This is a genomic window from Pseudomonas sp. M20 (assembly GCF_045037865.1).
In the GTDB taxonomy this organism is placed as follows: Bacteria; Pseudomonadota; Gammaproteobacteria; order Pseudomonadales; family Pseudomonadaceae; genus Aquipseudomonas.
This window is the reverse complement of sequence record NZ_CP173611.1, coordinates 5,047,993-5,066,820: the sequence shown is the minus strand read 5'-3', so window position 1 is coordinate 5,066,820 and position 18,828 is coordinate 5,047,993. Positions and strand designations below refer to the sequence as shown.

Below are 18,828 nucleotides of genomic sequence, written 5' to 3'. Positions count from 1 at the left end.
TCTATTTCCCCCGCAAAGCCTTGTGTGGCGCGGCTTTGCGCGTTTGCACTTGCCCCCGGAAACTGTGGAAGGGACTGTGGATAACATGCGTGCACATGGCTACAGGCCACGGTGGCTATGGTGTTGGTGCGGTTGGTCGTTTTTTGTACAGCTTGTGGGTGTTGCCCGTGAATGCGCGGGCGGGCATGCTGCCTGCTGATTTTCTATTCCAAGGGCTGCCCCGGCGGCCGAAGCAAGGAGAACACGATGTCCAACACCCTGTTTATCACCGGCGCAACTTCCGGATTTGGTGAAGCCTGTGCCCGCCGTTTTGCCGAGGCAGGCTGGAAACTGGTGCTGACCGGTCGTCGTGAAGAACGCCTCAATGCGTTGTGTGCTGAATTGTCGAAGCAGACAGAAGTGCATGGCCTGGTGCTCGATGTGCGTGATCGCAAAGCGATGGAAGAGGCGATTGCCAATCTGCCGCCATCGTTCGCCAAGCTGCGCGGCCTGATCAACAACGCCGGTCTGGCATTGGGCGTGGACCCGGCACCGAAGTGCGATCTGGACGATTGGGACACCATGGTCGACACCAACGTCAAAGGCCTGATGTACGCAACCCGCCTGCTGCTGCCGCGCCTGATCGCCCATGGTCGTGGCGCTGGCATCGTCAACCTTGGCTCCATTGCCGGCAATTATCCGTACCCGGGCAGCCACGTGTATGGCGCGACCAAGGCGTTCGTTAAACAGTTCTCGCTGAACCTGCGTTGCGACTTGCAGGGCACCGGCGTGCGGGTCAGCAACATTGAGCCGGGGCTGTGCGAGAGCGAGTTTTCGCTGGTGCGTTTCGCGGGTGATCAGGAGCGTTACAACGCGACTTATGCCGGTGCCGAGCCGATCCAGCCACAGGACATCGCCGAGACGATTTTCTGGGTGATGAATGCGCCGGCGCATATCAATATCAACAGTCTGGAATTGATGCCGGTGAGCCAGACCTGGGCTGGTTTTGCCATCGAGCGGAACAAGGCTTAAGACCGCGCTGAAGCCCTTCGCGAGCAGGCTCGCTCCCACATTGGAATGCATTTCAAAGTGGGAGCGAGCCTGCTCGCGAAGGCGGCAAATCGGCCAAAACACGGCGATAAGGTAAACTCCCCTCGTAACAACCCGACCGCACCCCGCGGTTTTCAAGGTTTTTCGAGGAGTCAAAGTGAGTAACCGAGGTGAGCAGGCACTGCTCAAACAATCGACCATTCTGATGTTGGCGGTGGCGATTGCCGGGATCGTCACCGGTTTTGTTTCAGGTTCGCAATCCATCCTGTTCGATGGTTTTTTCTCGCTGATCGCAACGTTCATCAAAGTCCTGATGCTGATTACTGCCAAGCTGATCGCCAAGCAAAGCAATCACCGTTTCCAGTTCGGTTTCTGGCACCTGGAGCCGATGGTGCTGCTGATCGAAGGCAGCTTCCTGATGTTGATCGCGATCTACGCGTTTCTTAACGGCGTGTTCGGCATCATCAACGGTGGCCGCGACATCGAGTTGGGGCTGGTGATCATTTATGCGGCGGTGTTTACCGTGGTCGAATTCGCCTACTTCTTCTACGTACGGCAGCGTAATCGCAAGCTCAAATCCAGCCTGATCCAGTTCGACAACATCAGTTGGCTGGTGGACGCGATGCTGTCCGTGGGCCTGTTGATCAGTTTTCTCGCGGCGCTGCTGCTCAAGTCCCAGGGTTATGGAGAGTGGGCGGTGTATGTCGACCCGCTGATTCTGATCGTGCTGGCCCTGACCATGTTGCCACCGGCGTTCAAAATCCTTGGCCCGGCGCTGCGCGATGTCTTGGGGATCGCCCCGGACACGCTGGATGATCAGGTGCGACAGGTAATGGACGCGGCAAAAACCGAGCATGGTTTCGATGATTATGTGTCGTACGTGCAGAAGCACGGGCGGGCACGGTTTATCGAGATTCATGTGGTGTTGCCGGCGGATTATGCGCTGAGCAATGTCGGGCAGCTGGATGCGTTACGCGAAAAGATTTCGGCGAAGCTGGGCAAGCCGGATGCGGCGCGCTGGTTGACGATCAGCTTTACCGGGGACAAGAAGTGGATCGCCTAGCGACCGCGTAACGGCTAATCGTCGGATCGCCGCCCGGAGCAGGCTCACTCCTACATTTGGAATGCGTTCCCCCTGTAGGAGTGAGCCTGCTCGCGATAGCTATTTATCCATCAGCGAAGATATTCAGCCAGACCGTGGTAACAAGTCGCCAAGTGATACGGCGTAGTAGAAGGCATGTCCTTGCGACTCACCTCGCCCAATTCATCCCGGCACTCATGCCAGCCACCCGCATGCAGAAACCGCTGCTGCAACGCCTGCAACTGGCGCAGTACCACCGCTTCACTGCCCTGACGCAAGGTCAGCGCGCGCAGATATTCCGCCTGCGCCCAGATCCGCTGAGTCGAGTCGCGCGGGCGTCCATTCGTTTCCAGATCGAGCATCGCCCGCACCGCGCCGGATGACTGCACCACACCGTATTGCTCGGTGAAGGCAAACGCCCGATCCAGCGCCGCATGCAGTTTCGAACCGCGCAGCAACGCTGACGATTCCAGCAGGAAATACCATTCGAACTGATGCCCCGGCTCATACCAGTTATCCACAGCGCCGAGCGGCTTTTCCATCAACACGCCATCTTGCGGGTCGACGAACTGCTTGTGCATGGCTGTGCATAACTCCAGCAATGCCTGCTGCGTCTGGGCATCTTCGCGAACCGCCAGGGTGGCGAGGAACGCTTCGGCCAGATGCATCAACGGGTTTTGCAGCGGACCGGTTTGCAGGGTGATCCAGTCGCGCTCCAGGCACGCTTCGTACAAACCATCGCCGGTGGCAAAGCGCCGGCCAATGATTTCCAGCGCCGCATTCAGCGTCGACTCGACCAGCGAATCGCCGGACTTTGCCCAGTAATGCGCGCAGGCAAACAGGATAAAGGCGTGGGTGTAGAGGTCCTTGCGCTGATCCAGCGGCTTGCCTTGTGCATCGATGCTGTAGAACCAGCCGCCATGCTCGGCATCATGAAAGTACCGTTGCAGCGAGCGGAAAAGCGCCGCGGCGCGGACTTCAGCGTTATCCACAACCCCGATCAGACTGGAAAACAGATACAGCTGCCGCGCACAGGCCATCGCCCGATAGCGCTGCGGTGGCAGCGGCTGATGCGTGGCGTCCAGCGCCTCAAAGGGCAGCGCCATGTCGGCGTTCCAGCCCGGGCCTTGCCAGAGCGGCACGATCACGTCGACGAAGTGCTGTTGCACATCATCAAACAGGGCGGTCAATTCGGGCAGGGCGGTGGAGCGGGAAGCGTGGGGCATGGGCGGACGTCGTCACGGCTGGGGCGATTGCGCGACATGGTAGCAGAGAGACCGGCCTGAGCGATGTGGTGTCTGTCAGACCGCCTTCGCGAGCAGGCTCGCTCCCACAGTGGATTTGCAGCGTACACAAAACCTGTGGGAGCGAGCCTGCTCGCGAAAGTGGCAGTTCAGGCGATAGAAATCAGCCGGCCAGCAACCAGGCACCGGTCACTGCCGAAGCTGCTCCGGCCAACCGCACCAACGGTGCCGCCGCCTGAGGCAGGAAACGCACCACGGCATAACCCGCCGCATGCAGCGCTGCTGTCGCAGCCACGAAACCAGCTGCATACGCCCAAGGACTGCTCATGTCCGGTAGCTCCAAGCCATGCGCCACACCGTGGAACAACGCAAACGCCGCCGTCGCCACCACCGCCATCGCCAACGGCGGACGCACCGCCAGCGCCACCGCCAGACCCAACGCCAGCACAGACGCGGCAATCCCGCTTTCCAGCGCCGGCAATTCCAGCCCTTCAAAACCGAGCATGCCGCCAATCAACATGGTGCCGACAAACGTGCAAGGCAGCGCCCAACGCGCCGCGCCTTGCTGCTGCGCGGCCCACAAGCCAACAGCCACCATTGCCAGCAAATGGTCGAGGCCACCGATCGGGTGGCTGATGCCAGCAATCAAACCGCTGTCGCCATGCCCCGGATGAGCGAAGGCCAATGCCGGAGTCAGCAGCAGCGCCACAGCGCCAAGAATACGTTTGAGTGTCATGAATAAGCTTCCTTGTTGATCAGTGAATCAGGCTGCGGTCAGCAGGCCCTGGCGTTCGATGAAGGCGATGATTTGTTCAAGGCCCTGACCGGTTTTCTGGTTGCTGAACACGAACGGCTTGCCGTTGCGCATGCGTTTGGTGTCGCTGTCCATCATCTCCAGCGAGGCGCCCACCAGCGGCGCGAGGTCGATCTTGTTGATCACCAGCAGGTCGGATTTGCAGATCCCCGGGCCGCCCTTGCGCGGCAGCTTGTCGCCGGCCGAGACGTCGATCACATAAATGGTCAGGTCGGACAGTTCCGGGCTGAAAGTCGCCGATAGGTTGTCGCCGCCGGACTCCACCAGAATCAGGTCCAGTCCCGGAAAGCGCCGGTTCAGTTGATCCACTGCTTCGAGGTTGATCGAGGCGTCTTCACGGATCGCCGTGTGCGGGCAGCCACCGGTTTCCACGCCGATGATCCGCTCGGGGGCGAGGGCTTCGTTGCGCACCAGGAAATCGGCGTCCTCGCGGGTGTAGATATCGTTGGTGACCACGGCGAGGTTGTAGCGCTCGCGCAGGGCCAGACACAGGGCCAGGGTCAATGCGGTTTTGCCGGAACCGACCGGGCCGCCGATGCCGACGCGCAGAGGTTGTGTGTTCATGAATGTTTCTCCTAGGAGCGAAAGAGGCGGCTGTACTGGCGCTCGTGGGCCATGCACGCCAGGGACAGGCCGAACGCGGCGCTGCCGATGTGTTCGGGATTGATTCGGCTCGCGTCCTGCTGCGCCTGTTGCAGTAACGGCAGCAATTCGCTGGTCAGGCGCTGGGCGGCTTGCTGGCCGAGCGGCAGGGTTTTCATCAGCACGGCGAGCTGGTTTTCCAGCCAGCTCCACAGCCACGCGGCGAGCGCGTCCTGCGGGCTGATGCCCCACGCGCGTGCGGCCAGCGCCCAGCACAAGGCCAGATGCGGTTCGGTGCATTGATCGAGAAAGTCACGAGCACAGGCGTCGAGTTCCGGCAAACCGTTGAGCAGTTGCTGCAACGAATAGCCCATCTGCCGACTTTCCAGATGCAACTCGCGAGTCTCGCGGCTGGCGCGGTGGCTTTCGCAGAGGCTCAGCAACTCGCTCCAGTTTTCATCCGCCGCCGCTTGGCAATGTGCAAGCAACAGCGGCGCTTCAAAGCGCGACAGATTCAGCAGCAACTGATCGCTGATCCAGCGGCGGGCGTCGTCCGGTTTTTTCACCCGGCCGTTATCTACCGCCATTTCCAGGCCTTGCGAATAGCTGTAGCCACCAATCGGCAATTGCGGACTGGCCAGGCGCAGCAGCGCCCAGGCCGGATTCACAGGCGGACGCCGAACTGATGGAGTTTTGGCGCGTAGTTGAAGTCTTCGTCGCCGTGGCGTGAATGGTGATGGCCGCCGCCGTAGGCGCCGTGTTCCGGCTGGAACGGCGCTTCAATGGCTTCCACCTGTGCGCCAAGCTGTTCGAGCATCGCTTTGAGGACGTAATCGTCGAGCAGACGCAGCCAGCCATCGCCGACTTGCAAGGCGACGTGACGATTACCCAGGTGATAAGCGGCGCGGGTCAGTTCAAAGGCGTTGGCGCAGGTGACGTGCAGCAATTGCTCGGGGCGCGCGCAGACGCGGACGATGCGGCCGTCTTCGGCCTGCAGGCATTCACCGTCATACAGCGGCGGCTGACCGCGCTCCAAAAACAGCCCGACGTCTTCGCTCTCGGCACTGAAACAGCGCAAACGGCTTTTGCTCCGCGCTTCGAAGGTCAGGTGCAACTCGGCGGCCCAGACGGGTTGAGGGTCGATTCTGCGGTGAATCACCAGCATCGGAAAGCTTCCAGCTATGGACAATGCTCTGGCTAGAGCAAGGGCCTTGCCAATCGGACGAGATGTAGGAAATCCCTGTCGGAGCGTAGTGGATGTTTCAAGATGTTGCGGGAATATGGAAGGTTTTGGTGCGTGAAGATTTTTTTATGCACCAAATGGAGGCCGTGACGGCGCACCTTTGTAGGAGTGAGCCTGCTCGCGATAGCGGTGTGTCAGTCAGCAAATATGTAGCTGATAAACCGCTATCGCGAGCAGGCTCACTCCTACAGGGGACCGGATGTATCAGTAAGGAAGAGGTTGTTACTCGGTACTGCCTAGGCCCTGCCAGTGCTTGAGGCCAATAAAGATAAAGCGCAGTTGCTGGGTGATCTTCGCCTGTGGCGTGAGATGCTCCGGCAGGGCTTCGGCGGGCGGGTCGATGATGTCGGGGAGGGTGGCAAACACCGATTTGACGATCAGATCTGCCATTACGCTCAGGCCCTCGGCGTCCAGATGCTGAAGCTTGGGCATCATCGTCAGGTCAGCCGCCAGGTCGGAACTGATGTTCTCGCGCAACCGGCCGATCGCCTGACGCACCGGCAGCGAGCCGCCATATTGCTCACGGGCGAGAAACAGGAATTGCGAGCGATTGGCGCTGACCACGTCGAGGAAGATCCGCACCGAGGCATCAATAATGCCGCCCATGACGAATTCGTTGTGCCGTACCAAGCGGATGGTTTCGCGGAAGGTCTGGCCGACTTCGCTGACCAGCACCAGGCCCAGTTCGTCCATATCGGCGAAATGCCGGTAGAAACCGGTGGGCACGATCCCGGCAGTTTTCGTCACTTCGCGCAGGCTCAGGCTGCCGAATCCTCGGCCGCTTTCCATGAGGTGGCGGGCAGCGTCCATCAAGGCGTTGCGGGTCTGTTGTTTCTGTTCGGCGCGGGGCAGCATCGCAGAGTGTGTTCTTTGGCAGGACAAGCGCCGCACTCTAGCAAATCGGCTTTGTCGGCGTCGAACGGGAGGGCATGCAGCGAAGGATTTTATCGGTCCGGAAAAGTCAAAAGCCCAATCCGGGGATTGGGCTTTTTTTCGAGGCCGCCATGGGCTTAGCTCAATTTGCTGTTGCGTTCGATCACACGGTCACCACCACCTTCGGCAAGGGTTTGACCTTGTGGAGTGCGGTCGCTGCCATCAGAAGCCAGGGTTTGGCCTTGTGGGGTACGGTCGCTACCATCGGACGCCAGGGTCTGGCCTTGTGGAGTGCGTTCGGTGCCGTCAGATGCCAAGGTCTGGCCTTGTGGAGTGCGATCGCTACCGTCGGAAGCCAGAGTCTGACCTTGTGGAGTCTTGTCGTAGCCGTCCTGAACCAGACCTTTCTCTTCCAGACGATCACGGCCGCCTTCAGCCAGGGTCTGACCTTGTGGAGTGCGGTCACCACCATCAGCGGCTACGGTTTGGCTGAACACTGAGTGGCTGGATTTCACTTGCGGAGTAGCTTGGTCGGCAGCGGGCAGGGCGAAAGCAGTGCTGGCTAGCATCGACAGGGTAAGGCTGAGCAGTAATTGGCGTTTCATGATGGGTTGCTCCTTGGGAGGGCGATAAAGTGGGTACGAGGGCAATGCTACTCTCGATAAGTCGATATAAAAGTTCATAAACGCAATGGTAATAATCAACAGAATTGATTGTTCTGCCGGAAGGCTCTAGATCGCGGCTTTGCGGGCGACGGTTTTGCACCGGGGTGGGTATTTCCGACTCACTCGCGCCTCGCAAAAGTGCGGGACGCGGTAACACTGTTCGACTGATCGGTCAGAATTCGCGCGACTTTTTGCGCCTTAATCGACCTTTCGATTAAACCTGCGGCTGGTTTGCCAGTCGTAGATTTCATGAGGGCCGCTTTGGCCCGCCGTTTCAGCCGTGCGCCGCAGTCTTTGCGTGCGGTCGTGATCAGGAGCTTTGTGCATGACGCGCACTGGAAAAATCTTCAGCTGGACTTTCGCCATCCTCGTGCTGCTACTGGCCGTGCTGGTGTTGATCATCGTGTTCTTCGACTGGAACCGGATCAAACCGCCGCTCAACGCCAAAGTCTCGGAAGAACTGCACCGACCGTTTGCCATCAATGGCAACCTCGCGGTGATCTGGCAGCGCGAGCCGGACGAGGGCGGCTGGCGCGCCTGGGTGCCATGGCCGCACGTGGTTGCCGAGGATTTGAGCCTGGGTAACCCGGACTGGTCGAAGAAGCCGCAGATGGTCACGCTCAAACGCGTTGAGCTGCGTATCTCGCCGCTGGCATTGCTGGCGCAACGCGTGGTGATTCCGCGCATTGACCTGACCGAACCGAACGCCGAGTTGCAGCGTCTGGCCGACGGCCGCGCTAACTGGACGTTCAAGTTCGATCCGAAGGATCCGAACGCTGAGCCGTCGAATTGGGTGGTCGACATCGGCGCCATCGGTTTCGACAAGGGCCACGTTACCCTTGACGACCAGACCCTTAAGACCAATCTCGATGTGCTGATCGATCCGCTGGGCAAGCCGATTCCCTATAGCGATATCGTCGGTGCCAAAGCGGCGAAAACCGCACAGGACAAGGGCGGCTCACCGCAGGATTATGCGTTTGCCTTGAAGGTCAAAGGCCAATACCACGGCCAGAACCTCACAGGCCAAGGCAAGATCGGCGGGTTGCTCGCCTTGCAGGACGCGAGCAAGCCGTTCCCGTTGCAGGCCCAGGCGAAGATCGGCGACACCAGCATCGAACTGGCCGGCACGCTGACTGATCCGCTGAATCTCGGCGCCCTCGATCTGCGGCTGAAACTGGCCGGCGCCAGCCTCGGCAATCTTTATCCGCTGACCGGCGTGACCCTGCCGGACACACCGCCGTACGCCACCGACGGCCATTTGATTGCCAAGCTGCACGATGAGGCCGGGGCGAAATTCACTTATGAGCAGTTCAACGGCAAGATCGGCAGCAGTGACATTCATGGCGACCTGACCTACGTCGCCAGCCAGCCACGGCCAAAGCTCAGCGGCGCGTTGCTCTCCAATCAACTGCTGTTCGCCGACCTCGCGCCACTGATCGGCGCCGACTCCAATGACAAGCAAAAGGCTCGCGGCGGCGAGAGCAAACAACCGGCGGATAAAGTGCTGCCGGTCGAAGAGTTCAAGACTGATCGCTGGCGCGCGATGGACGCTGACGTCGAGTTCACCGGCAAGCGCATCGTCCACAGCGAGAAACTGCCGTTCAACGATCTTTATACCCACCTGAAACTCAACGACGGCGAGCTGAGCCTGGAGCCGCTGCGCTTTGGTGTAGCAGGCGGCAATCTTGATGCGCAAATCCGCCTCAATGGTCGCACCGAGCCGTTGGAAGGCCGGGCGAAACTGACGGCGCGCCGCTTCAAGCTCAAGGAATTGTTCCCGACCTTTGAACCGATGAAGACCAGTTTCGGTGAGCTCAATGGCGACGCTGATATCACGGGGCGCGGCAACTCGGTGGCCAAGTTGCTGGGCGGCGCCAACGGCAAATTGAAGATGCTGATCAACGACGGCGCGATCAGTCGTGAGCTGATGGAACTGGCCGGGCTCAACGTCGGTAACTATGTGGTCGGCAAGATCTTCGGCGACAAGGAAGTGAAGATCAACTGCGCGGCCGCGGACTTCGACATCAAGAGCGGTCTGGCTACAACGCAGTTGTTTGTCTTCGATACCGAGAACGCGATCATCTACATCGACGGCACCGCGAACATGGCCACCGAGCAGTTGGATCTGACGGTGACGCCGGAATCCAAGGGCTGGCGGTTGATTTCTCTGCGTTCGCCGCTATATGTGCGGGGCAAGTTCATCAAACCGGATGCCGGCGTGAAGGCTGTGCCGCTGCTGCTGCGCGGGGCGGGGATGGTTGCTCTAGGTGTGATTGCAGCGCCGGCGGCGGGGCTCTTGGCGCTGGTGGCGCCGAGTGGCGGTGAGCCGAACCAGTGTGCGCCGTTGCTGGAGCAGATGAAGGCTGGCAAGGCGCCGGTTACCGTCAAACCTACCAAGTAATCTTCAGCGTTAATAAAGACGCCATCGCGAGCAGGCTCACTCCTACATGGGAACGCATTCCAAATGTAGGAGTGAGCCTGCTCGCGATAGGGGTTACAGGTCTTTCAGGATGTCAGCCATGTCATCGGCATGCTCTTCTTCCTGCGCCAGAATATCTTCGAAGATCCGTCGGGTTGTCGGGTCTTTCTCGCCGATGTACTGGATGATTTCGCGGTAGCTGTCGATGGCGATGCGCTCGGCCACCAGGTCCTCGTAAACCATTTCTTTCAGGGTTTCCCCGGCCACGTATTGCGCGTGGGACATTTTCGACAGCATGTCGGGGTTGAACTCCGGCTCGCCGCCCAACTGCACGATGCGCTCGGCCAGACGGTCGGCGTGCTCGGCTTCCTGATTCGCATGTTCGAGAAACTCTTCGGCGGCCACATGAGCTTTCACGCCATTGGCCATGAAGTAGTGTCGTTTGTAGCGCAACACGCAGACCAGTTCAGTGGCCAGCGATTCATTGAGCAAGCGCAGCACCTCTTCACGGTCGGCGCTGTAGCCCTCGGTGACGGCGCCGTTCTCGACATGTTGGCGCGCACGGTCGCGCAGGGTTTGAACATCTGACAGATGCAGGTCGTCGCTCATTTCGATCTCCTGGAGGCTAATCCGATTGTCGCCACGTTCTGCGGACGCGGTCGGTACCTAAGCTGTGAGTCATGAGCGTTGCAAAAAGTTTTATCGGTTTACGCAACCCCTGTAGGAGCTGCCAAAGGCTGCGATCTTGGCGCCAGCCCGGACAAAACTGCTTCCTCGCGCAACCAGGCAAAAAACGCCCGCACCGGCGGATGCCGCTCGCGCCCCGGTACACACAACGCGCTGTACCCGGCGCCATCAACTTGAACCTGACCCATGAACGGCACCAGCAAGCCACTGGCAACGCTCTCCGACACCAGAATATTGCTCGCCAGTACCAGCCCTTGCCCGGCAATCGCCGCTTGCAGGGCGTAGTGCTCTTCATCGTATTCGCGGATGGCTGGCTGCTGGTTCAACCAGTTTTCGCCAGCCTTCGTGCACCACGCTTCCCAGCCATGGGCGTAAAGCTTGGAGTTGTGCCAGCGCACGCTGATCAACGTCGGTGTGCGCCGCGCGGCCAGCGCTACTTGCTCGGGCGAGCCGTATACGCCGAATGATTCATCGAACAGGCACAGACCATAGAGGTTCGGGTATTCGTCGAGGCTATAACGCAGAACCAGATCGACACTGGCGTCCTGATGCAGATCGATGACCTCGCAATGGGTATCGAGGCGCACGTTGATGTTCGGATGCTGCGCATAAAACCGCCCGAGGCGCGGCACCAGCCACAGCGCCGCAAATGCCGCGGTCGTCGAGAGCGTCAGTGTGCTGGCGTTGCGCTGCGGGCGCAGGGTATCGACGCTTTGCGCCACCTCCAGCAGCGCGCCATGCAAGCTGCGAAACAGGCGCTCGCCGCCCTCGGTCAGACGCACCTGACGCGGCAGGCGCTCGAACAGCGCGACGCCGAGCCAGTCTTCCAGCGAACGAATCTGGTGCGAAATCGCTGTCGGCGTGACCGACAGTTCTTCGGCGGCAGCCTTGAAACTCAGCAACCGTGATGCCGATTCAAAGGCGCGCAGGGCGGTGAGTGGCAGCGAGGCAAACATTGATATCTCCATGGATGAAATCAATTCATCCAGACTGACTTTTGCTCATTTGAGGCTTAGGCGTGTCGCCTGCAATCTGCGACGACACAGCAACCAAAGTCTAGTCTCAAGGAGTTTCAGATGAGCAAAATTCTTGCGGTCCATGCCAGCCCCCGTGGCGACCGTTCGCACTCGCGGCGGCTGGCGGAAAGCTTTCTCAGTGCCTGGCAGGTGCGTCATCCACAGGCGCAAGTGACCCGCCGCGAGGTCGGGCGGGCCATGATTCCGGCGGTAAACGCAGCCTTTGTCGCTGCCGCGTTTTATCCCGAGCCTGATGCACGGCCACTGTCGATGCAGGCCGATCTGGCCCTGAGCGATCAACTGGTCGGCGAGTTGTTCGACCACGACCTGCTGCTGATTTCCACGCCGATGTACAACTTCAGCGTACCCAGCGGCCTCAAGGCCTGGGTAGATCAGATCGTGCGCCTGGGTCTGACCTTCGATCACACGCTGGACAACGGTGTCGCCCAGTACACGCCTTTGTTGCAGGGCAAGAAAGCCTTGATCGTCACCAGTCGCGGCGGTTTCGGTTTTGGTCCGGGTGGTGAGCTGGAGGCCTTGAATCACGCCGATCCATGGCTGCGCACGGCGCTGGGGTTCGTCGGCATCAACGACGTCAGCGTGGTTGCGGCCGAGGGCGAAGAGTCCGCCGAGCGCACCTTCGCGGTATCGGTGGCCGAGGCGGAGCAGCGTTTGCTCAACCTTGCCCGGGAGTTCTAGGTGGCCTGGCTGTTCCTGCTGATCGCCGCCGGGTTTGAAGTGACCTTCGCTATGGGCATGAAGTACGCCGAAGGCTTCACCCGGCTCTGGCCTTCGTTGATTACGGTGGTTGCGGCGGTTGGCGGGATCTACTTCCTCACGTTGGCGATGCGCGAGTTGCCGGTCAGCATCGCCTATCCGATCTGGACGGCGATTGGCTCACTGGGCACGGTGTTCCTCGGGTTTGCGTTGCTCGGCGAGAGCCTGACCCTGGTCAAACTGCTGTCAGTCGGGCTTATTGTGGCGGGAGTGGTGGGCCTGAAGTAGGCTGGTGGTTGAGTTGTCATCATCAGGGAGGATGCTTGGCGGGCGTTTTGCACGCCTTGCATCCACTCACCGACCACAAGGATGTTTGCCCATGTCGACGCGTTATCCATTGGTGCTGGTGCCCGGAATGCTCGGGTTTATCCGGCTGGTGCTCTATCCGTACTGGTACGGCATCATCAAGGCATTGCGCCGTGGTGGTGCGACGGTGATTGCGGTGCAGGTGTCGCCGCTGCATTCGACTGAGGTGCGTGGCGAGCAGTTGCTCGCGCGGATCGATGAGATCTTGCGTGAGACAGGGGCGCAAAAGGTCAACCTGTTCGGCCACAGTCAGGGCTCGCTGACGGCACGGTATGCCGCGGCGAAACGGCCGGATCTGGTGGCCTCGGTGACATCGGTGGCCGGGCCGAATCATGGTTCGGAACTGGCGGATTATCTGGAAAAAAATTATCCGGCCGACAGCGCCAAGGGCCGACTGCTTGAGGCGTTGCTACGGTTTGTCGGCTGGCTGATGGCGCTACTGGAAACCGGTTATCGCGGGCCGAAATTGCCGGTGGATATCCACGCCTCGCACCAATCGCTGACCACTGAGGGCGTGGCGCTGTTCAATCAACGTTATCCGCAGGGCCTGCCTGAAACGTGGGGCGGGCATGGGCCGGAAGAGGTTAACGGCGTGCGTTATTACTCGTGGTCGGGGACGTTGCAGCCGGGCAAGACCGATCGTGGCGGTAATCTGTTTGACGGTACCAATCGCAGCTGTCGCTTGTTTGCGAAAACCTTTGTCCGTGAGCCGGGGCAGTGCGATGGGATGGTCGGGCGGTATAGCTCGCATCTGGGCACGGTGATTGGCGATGACTATCCGCTGGATCACTTCGACATCGTCAATCAGTCGCTGGGGCTGGTCGGTAAAGGAGCGGATCCGGTGCGGCTGTTTGTCGAGCATGCGGCGCGGCTTGAGGCTGCAGGCGTTTAGGATCAAAAGATCGCAGCCTTCGGCAGCTCCTACAGGTTCGGTGTCGAACACAAATTTTGTGAACGCCCCGAACTCATGTAGGAGCTGCCGCAGGCTGCGATCTTTTCTATCAGGCAACGCTGATCCGGCGGCCTAACACGGTTGTCCAACGCTCGGAAAGAATCACCCCGGCCAACGTCAACAACCCACCCACCAGGTGATACATCGCCAACTGCTCCTTCAACACCACCGCCGCGATCAGCGCGGTAATCAACGGCAGCAAGTTAAAGAACAACGTCGTGCGGCTCGGCCCCAGACGCTGCACTGCCTGCATCCACGCCAGCGGCGCGAGCATCGATGCCAACAGGCACGCATACAGCACCAGCGGAATGTTCTGCAGAGTCAAACCGGTCTTCGGCGAAGCGGCATACAACGGAAACAACACGACAATCGCCACCAGCACCTGCAAATACAACAACACCAGCGGCGGCAGGCGCAGCTGCCATTTTTTCAGCAAGGTGCTGTAGATCGCATAGGCCAGTGTGGCGATCAACATCATCGCATCACCCATGTTCACGCCGTGCTGCAGCAACGCGCCGAGGCTGCCGGACGACACCACCACCAGCACACCGGCAAACGACAACACGGCACCGACCAACGCGCCGGCGGTCAGGCGCTGGCCAAGGCTGATGATCGCCATGGTCAGCGACATCAACGGCATCAGCGACAGGATGATGCCCATGTTGGTCGCCGTGGTCAGCGTCGCAGCGAAATAGGCGAGGCTCTGATACACCGCCATGCCGAGTACGCCGAGAATGAAAATCTTGCCCAGGTTCGGGCGGATCTGCGGCCAGTGCGCGATCACCGCTTTGAGCATGAATGGGGTGAACAGCAAACCGGCGAGCAGCCAGCGATAGAAACCGATCTCGGCGGGAAAAATTGCCCCGACCGCCAGTTTGTTGATCACGGTATTGCCGGCCCAGATAAAAATCGCCAGCAGCGGAAACGCGTATTGCATGAGTCGAAACCAGTACGTTGATGAAGGGCAATTATCCCTTGTCTGGATCCAAGCCTATACTGCGAACCGGACAACCTGCCTCTGCAACCGGACAGCATGAACAGCAAACACATCGATCTGCTGGATTTCAGCGAACTGCCATCGGCGGTGTACTTCCGCTACGCCGACTTCAACGCCCATGAATACGCTGCGCCGCATCGGCATCCGTGGGGCACGCTGGAGTACGCCGCTCATGGCGTGCTGCATATGGACGTCGACGGCAGCCGTTTCATGTCGCCGCCGCAGTACGCGGTGTGGGTGCCACCGCAGGTCGAGCACAGCTTTTACAGTCATCAGCCGGTCAACTATCGCGCGGTGTGTCTTGATCCCAAGGTCTGCGCCGAACTGCCGAAACGCGCCTGCACCCTGGCGATCAGCGACATCCTCAAGGCGATTCTCAAGGACTTCGCCGCCCGCGACGTGAAGATTCCCGAACGGGATGCCGATCAGCGTCTGGCGCAGGTGCTGGTCGATCAATTGCAGCAGGCACCGGTGCATGAGTGTTATCTGCCGTACGCGAGCAGTCCGGGGTTGCTGGCAATCCTCGAAACCTTGCAGGCGGAACCGGGCAACAATCAGCCGTTGGGACATTGGGCGCTGCAGGTGCATGTCAGTGAGCGCACGCTGGCGCGGCAATTTGTGCGTGAACTGGGGATGAGTTTCGGCGAGTGGCGTCAGCGCCTGCGTTACCTCGCTGCCATCGAGGCATTGGAGACTTCACGCAGTGTGCAGGAAATCGCTTTCGATCTCGGTTACAGCAGCGGCTCGGCATTCATCGCCATGTTCGCCCGGCAGGCGGGGTGTACGCCGGAGCAGTATCGCCGCAGCCATCTGGAAGGGAGGAAGGTGTAACAGGATTTGGCTACACTCCAGCAGAGGCCGCCCCCCTCGGTGCGGCGCCAAGGAGAAAACTCCATGAAGATGTTGCGTGTGCCGTTGTTGATGATTGGTTTGCTCCTGTGTTCCCAGGGTTTCGCCGCCACGGCGCAACAGAACAAGATGACCACCTGCAATGCCGATGCGACCGCCAAGAGTCTGAAAGGCGATGAGCGCAAAACCTTCATGAGCACCTGCCTCAAGGCAGCGCCAGCGGCCAACGATGCCAAGGCCCTGACCCCGCAGCAGCAGAAAATGAAGACCTGCAACGCCGATGCCGCCACCAAAGCCCTGACCGGTGATGCGCGCAAGACGTTCATGAGTGATTGCCTGAAGAAAAAATAACCTGGTTCTGTGGGGTGACTGGTTTAGGCGTTCGCTTGAGATTTGCCCTCACCCTAACCCTCTCCCAGAGGGGGAGGGGACTGACCGCGGTGTTTTCAGATATCCATCGACCTGAACTATCCGGCCGATTCTGAATTCAATACAGCACTGGCAGGTCACCGGATTTCTTCGCCATTCCTTGATCGGTCCCCTCTCCCTCCGGGAGAGGGCTAGGGTGAGGGCTGGATCTCAAGCCGTGCAGCAAAACCCGAAACACCGCATATACCTAGTGCTCCCCCGGGAACGCTGGCAGACTGCCAATCCTTTTACGCCGTTCGTTTTGAGGCTGTATGCCAACGTTTTCTGAGCGTCATGTAGTGTTCTGGGTCAGTTGCATCATCATTTTCGGCGGTTTGCTGCTGGTGCTGCCGCTGCGCTTGTTGCCCAGTCTGTTGGCCGGTTTGTTGGTCTATGAGCTGGTGAACATGCTCACCCCGCAACTGCAACGGCTGATCGAAGGCCGCCGCGCACGTTGGCTGGCGGTGGCTTTGCTCGGCACCTTGGTGGTGAGTGTGCTGGCGCTGATCTTCGCCGGCGCGATCAGTTTTCTCCTGCACGAAGCAGAAAACCCCGGCGCGTCACTCGACAAATTCATGGGCGTGGTCGACCGCGCGCGTGGGCAATTGCCACCGTTCATCGACGCCTACCTGCCGGCCAGTGCTGCGGAATTTCGCGTGGCGATCGGCGAGTGGATGAGCAAGCACCTGTCGGACCTGCAACTGGTCGGCAAGGACGCCGCGCACATGTTCGTGACGTTGCTGATCGGCATGGTCCTCGGCGCGATCATCGCCTTGCAGCGCATCCCCGACGTGACCAAACGCAAACCATTGGCCGCCGCGCTGTTCGACCGTTTGCACCTGTTGGTGCAGGCGTTCCGCAACATCGTCTTCGCGCAGATCAAGATTTCCCTGCTCAACACTTTCTTCACCGGGATCTTCCTCGCGGTGATCCTGCCGATGTTCGGCATCAAACTGCCGCTGACCAAAACCCTGATCGTGCTGACCTTCCTGCTCGGCCTGTTGCCGGTGATCGGCAATCTGATGTCGAACACGCTGATCACCATCGTCGGTCTGTCGCTGTCGATCTGGGTGGCATTGGCGGCGCTGGGTTATCTGATTTTTATCCACAAGCTCGAGTACTTCCTCAACGCACGCATTGTCGGCGGTCAGATTAGTGCCAAGTCGTGGGAGTTGCTGCTGGCGATGCTGGTGTTCGAGGCCGCGTTTGGCCTGCCGGGGGTGGTGGCGGGGCCGATTTATTACGCGTATCTGAAGAGTGAGTTGAAGCTGGGCGGGATGGTTTAACAGCAGCTTCGAGTTGCAAGCTTCAAGCTACAAGTAAAAGCAGAAGCGAGAGCGCAGTGGCTCTTGCTTTTGCTCTTACTTACCGCTTGCAGCTTAAAGCTTGCAGCTGCCGTTAAACGCCATAGCGTTTCATGGCTTCAATCGCCAAGCCGCTACCAATGCTGCCGAATATGTTGCCTTCAACATGCCGAGCATTCGGCAGCATCGCCGAGACGCTGTTGCGCAGCGCCGGAATCCCGCTCGACCCACCGGTGAAGAACACCGTGTCAACCTGATCCACCGCCACACCGGCATCGTTCAGCAGTTGGGTAACACTGCCGCGTACCCGCTCCAGCAACGCATCAATCGCCGATTCAAACAGCGCACGGGTAAGTTCCACGCTCAGCCCGGCCTCGATCCGGTCCAGCGGCACATGGCGGCTGTCGGTGTGGGTCAGCTGGATCTTGGTGTCTTCGACCTCCATCGCCAACCAGTGGCCGGCGCGCTGTTCGATCAACTTGAACAGGCGATCGATGCCGCCGGTGTCTTCGATGTCGTAGCGCATGCTGCCCAGCGCCAGGCTGGATTTCTGCGAGTACACCGAGTTGATGGTGTGCCAGGTCGCCAGGTTCATGTGGTGGCTGGTCGGCATGTAGGCGCCGCTTTTCATGCGGCTGCCATAGCCGAACAGCGGCATCAGGCCTTGCAGGCTCAATTGTTTGTCGAAGTCGGTCCCGCCGATGTGCACGCCGCCGGTGGCGAGGATGTCATCGTGACGGTTGTCGAAGCCGCGGCGCTCAGGCGACAGACGCACCAGCGAGAAGTCGGAGGTACCACCGCCGATGTCGACGATCAGTACCAGCTCTTCTTTCTCGATGGTCGACTCGTAGTCGAAGGCCGCCGCAATCGGTTCGTATTGAAAGGAGACTTCCTTGAAACCGATCTTCTTGGCTACGTCGACCAGGGTGTCTTCGGCTTCCTGGTCAGCCAGCGGATCGTCATCGACGAAGAACACCGGACGACCGAGCACCACTTGCTCGAATTCCCGACCGGCGGCGGTTTCCGCACGGCTCTTCAATTGGCCGATAAACAGGCCGAGCAAGTCCTTGAACGGCATCGCCGTACCGAGCACGCTGGTGTCGTGCTTGATCAGCTTGGAACCGAGCAGGCTTTTCAGCGAGCGCATCAGCCGGCCTTCGTAGCCTTCCAGGTACTCGTGCAGCGCCAGACGACCGTACACCGGGCGGCGTTCCTCGATGTTGAAGAAGACCACCGACGGCAGGGTGATCTTGTCGTCTTCCAGCGCGATCATTGTTTCCATGCCGGGGCGCAGCCAGCCGACGGTGGAGTTGGACGTGCCGAAGTCGATGCCGCAGGCACGGGCTGGAGAGGCGTCTTTCATGTCTTTCGGTTCCGGTCAAAAAAACGGCCGCGCAGTGTATGTCAGTGCGCGCCAGATTCGAAGGCCGGTCATCTGCTATTTCACGACTAAACTGGTTGAAAATCGCAGCTTTGCCCCAAACTTGCTGGCATGGGCCGGCAGAACCACCGGCGGTCGCAAGAACCGCCGTCCACTGCCGATAAACTTCTGCTGCGCCACCCGGTCACAACCTTGAGATCG

Annotated in this window: 20 protein-coding genes; 9 read left to right on the top strand and 11 right to left on the bottom strand. The window is 59.9% G+C overall.

Annotated elements, in window-relative coordinates:
• Positions 1 to 246 precede the first annotated feature (246 nt).
• Positions 247 to 1,011: an SDR family oxidoreductase gene (locus tag ACI514_RS22495; protein ID WP_007915905.1), complete on the top strand. Its 765-nt coding sequence runs from the start codon at positions 247 to 249 to the stop codon at positions 1,009 to 1,011.
• Between the two features lie 175 nt (positions 1,012 to 1,186).
• Positions 1,187 to 2,092 carry a cation diffusion facilitator family transporter gene (locus ACI514_RS22490; RefSeq protein WP_405122413.1) on the top strand — a complete coding sequence of 302 codons (906 nt, stop codon included), beginning with the start codon at positions 1,187 to 1,189 and terminating at the stop codon, positions 2,090 to 2,092.
• 110 nt (positions 2,093 to 2,202) lie between these two features.
• On the opposite strand, the gene ACI514_RS22485 is transcribed toward ACI514_RS22490, so the two are convergent.
• The 7 genes from ACI514_RS22485 to ACI514_RS22455 form a co-directional block, all read right to left on the bottom strand.
• Complete coding sequence (locus ACI514_RS22485; RefSeq protein ID WP_160055391.1) at positions 2,203 to 3,336, bottom strand: AGE family epimerase/isomerase; 1,134 nt, start codon at positions 3,334 to 3,336, stop codon at positions 2,203 to 2,205.
• A 181-nt stretch (positions 3,337 to 3,517) separates the two neighbouring features.
• Complete coding sequence (locus ACI514_RS22480) at positions 3,518 to 4,090, bottom strand: HupE/UreJ family protein (protein WP_160055393.1); 573 nt, start codon at positions 4,088 to 4,090, stop codon at positions 3,518 to 3,520.
• Positions 4,091 to 4,117: 27 nt separating this feature from the next.
• Positions 4,118 to 4,732, bottom strand: coding sequence for an urease accessory protein UreG (ureG, locus tag ACI514_RS22475; RefSeq protein WP_007915910.1), 615 nt, complete (start codon positions 4,730 to 4,732; stop codon positions 4,118 to 4,120).
• Positions 4,733 to 4,743: 11 nt separating this feature from the next.
• Positions 4,744 to 5,418, bottom strand: a complete 675-nt coding sequence (locus tag ACI514_RS22470; RefSeq protein ID WP_405122412.1) for an urease accessory protein UreF — start codon at positions 5,416 to 5,418, stop codon at positions 4,744 to 4,746.
• Positions 5,415 to 5,915 (bottom strand): urease accessory protein UreE, encoded by a 501-nt coding sequence (gene ureE / locus ACI514_RS22465; protein WP_160055397.1) that lies wholly within the window; start codon positions 5,913 to 5,915, stop codon positions 5,415 to 5,417. Before ureE ends, ACI514_RS22470 begins: the two co-directional genes overlap by 4 nt.
• Positions 5,916 to 6,215: 300 nt before the next feature.
• The gene (locus ACI514_RS22460; RefSeq protein ID WP_077570695.1) at positions 6,216 to 6,848 is read right to left on the bottom strand and encodes a TetR family transcriptional regulator; all 633 of its coding nucleotides are present in this window, start codon (positions 6,846 to 6,848) and stop codon (positions 6,216 to 6,218) included.
• A 155-nt stretch (positions 6,849 to 7,003) separates the two neighbouring features.
• Positions 7,004 to 7,471 (bottom strand): hypothetical protein, encoded by a 468-nt coding sequence (locus ACI514_RS22455; RefSeq protein WP_160055399.1) that lies wholly within the window; start codon positions 7,469 to 7,471, stop codon positions 7,004 to 7,006.
• Between the two features lie 385 nt (positions 7,472 to 7,856).
• On the opposite strand from ACI514_RS22455, the gene ACI514_RS22450 reads away from it, so the two are divergent.
• Positions 7,857 to 9,932, top strand: coding sequence for an AsmA family protein (locus tag ACI514_RS22450; protein WP_160055401.1), 2,076 nt, complete (start codon positions 7,857 to 7,859; stop codon positions 9,930 to 9,932).
• Positions 9,933 to 10,025: 93 nt separating this feature from the next.
• Here the strand turns inward: ACI514_RS22450 and ACI514_RS22445 are convergent, their stop codons facing one another.
• The gene (locus ACI514_RS22445; protein WP_160055403.1) at positions 10,026 to 10,559 is read right to left on the bottom strand and encodes a bacterioferritin; all 534 of its coding nucleotides are present in this window, start codon (positions 10,557 to 10,559) and stop codon (positions 10,026 to 10,028) included.
• Positions 10,560 to 10,657: 98 nt separating this feature from the next.
• The gene (locus ACI514_RS22440; protein WP_405122411.1) at positions 10,658 to 11,605 is read right to left on the bottom strand and encodes a LysR substrate-binding domain-containing protein; all 948 of its coding nucleotides are present in this window, start codon (positions 11,603 to 11,605) and stop codon (positions 10,658 to 10,660) included.
• Between the two features lie 108 nt (positions 11,606 to 11,713).
• On the opposite strand from ACI514_RS22440, the gene ACI514_RS22435 reads away from it, so the two are divergent.
• The 3 genes from ACI514_RS22435 to ACI514_RS22425 all read left to right on the top strand — a co-directional run bounded on the left by ACI514_RS22435 (position 11,714) and on the right by ACI514_RS22425 (position 13,628).
• The gene (locus ACI514_RS22435) at positions 11,714 to 12,352 is read left to right on the top strand and encodes an FMN-dependent NADH-azoreductase (RefSeq protein WP_405122410.1); all 639 of its coding nucleotides are present in this window, start codon (positions 11,714 to 11,716) and stop codon (positions 12,350 to 12,352) included.
• Positions 12,353 to 12,658 carry a multidrug efflux SMR transporter gene (locus ACI514_RS22430; RefSeq protein WP_007950617.1) on the top strand — a complete coding sequence of 102 codons (306 nt, stop codon included), beginning with the start codon at positions 12,353 to 12,355 and terminating at the stop codon, positions 12,656 to 12,658.
• A gap of 91 nt (positions 12,659 to 12,749) precedes the next feature.
• Positions 12,750 to 13,628, top strand: coding sequence for a triacylglycerol lipase (locus ACI514_RS22425; RefSeq protein ID WP_160055408.1), 879 nt, complete (start codon positions 12,750 to 12,752; stop codon positions 13,626 to 13,628).
• A gap of 109 nt (positions 13,629 to 13,737) precedes the next feature.
• On the opposite strand, the gene ACI514_RS22420 is transcribed toward ACI514_RS22425, so the two are convergent.
• Positions 13,738 to 14,625 carry a DMT family transporter gene (locus ACI514_RS22420; protein ID WP_150775866.1) on the bottom strand — a complete coding sequence of 296 codons (888 nt, stop codon included), beginning with the start codon at positions 14,623 to 14,625 and terminating at the stop codon, positions 13,738 to 13,740.
• A gap of 96 nt (positions 14,626 to 14,721) precedes the next feature.
• On the opposite strand from ACI514_RS22420, the gene ACI514_RS22415 reads away from it, so the two are divergent.
• From ACI514_RS22415 to ACI514_RS22405, 3 genes are all read left to right on the top strand, one after another.
• Positions 14,722 to 15,516, top strand: coding sequence for an AraC family transcriptional regulator (locus tag ACI514_RS22415; protein WP_405122409.1), 795 nt, complete (start codon positions 14,722 to 14,724; stop codon positions 15,514 to 15,516).
• Positions 15,517 to 15,579: 63 nt separating this feature from the next.
• On the top strand, positions 15,580 to 15,885 hold the full coding sequence (locus ACI514_RS22410; RefSeq protein ID WP_077570711.1) for a PsiF family protein: 306 nt from the start codon (positions 15,580 to 15,582) through the stop codon (positions 15,883 to 15,885).
• Between the two features lie 329 nt (positions 15,886 to 16,214).
• On the top strand, positions 16,215 to 17,228 hold the full coding sequence (locus ACI514_RS22405) for an AI-2E family transporter (RefSeq protein ID WP_016984798.1): 1,014 nt from the start codon (positions 16,215 to 16,217) through the stop codon (positions 17,226 to 17,228).
• 112 nt (positions 17,229 to 17,340) lie between these two features.
• On the opposite strand, the gene ACI514_RS22400 is transcribed toward ACI514_RS22405, so the two are convergent.
• The gene (locus ACI514_RS22400; RefSeq protein ID WP_405122408.1) at positions 17,341 to 18,609 is read right to left on the bottom strand and encodes an Hsp70 family protein; all 1,269 of its coding nucleotides are present in this window, start codon (positions 18,607 to 18,609) and stop codon (positions 17,341 to 17,343) included.
• Positions 18,610 to 18,828: the final 219 nt, after the last annotated feature.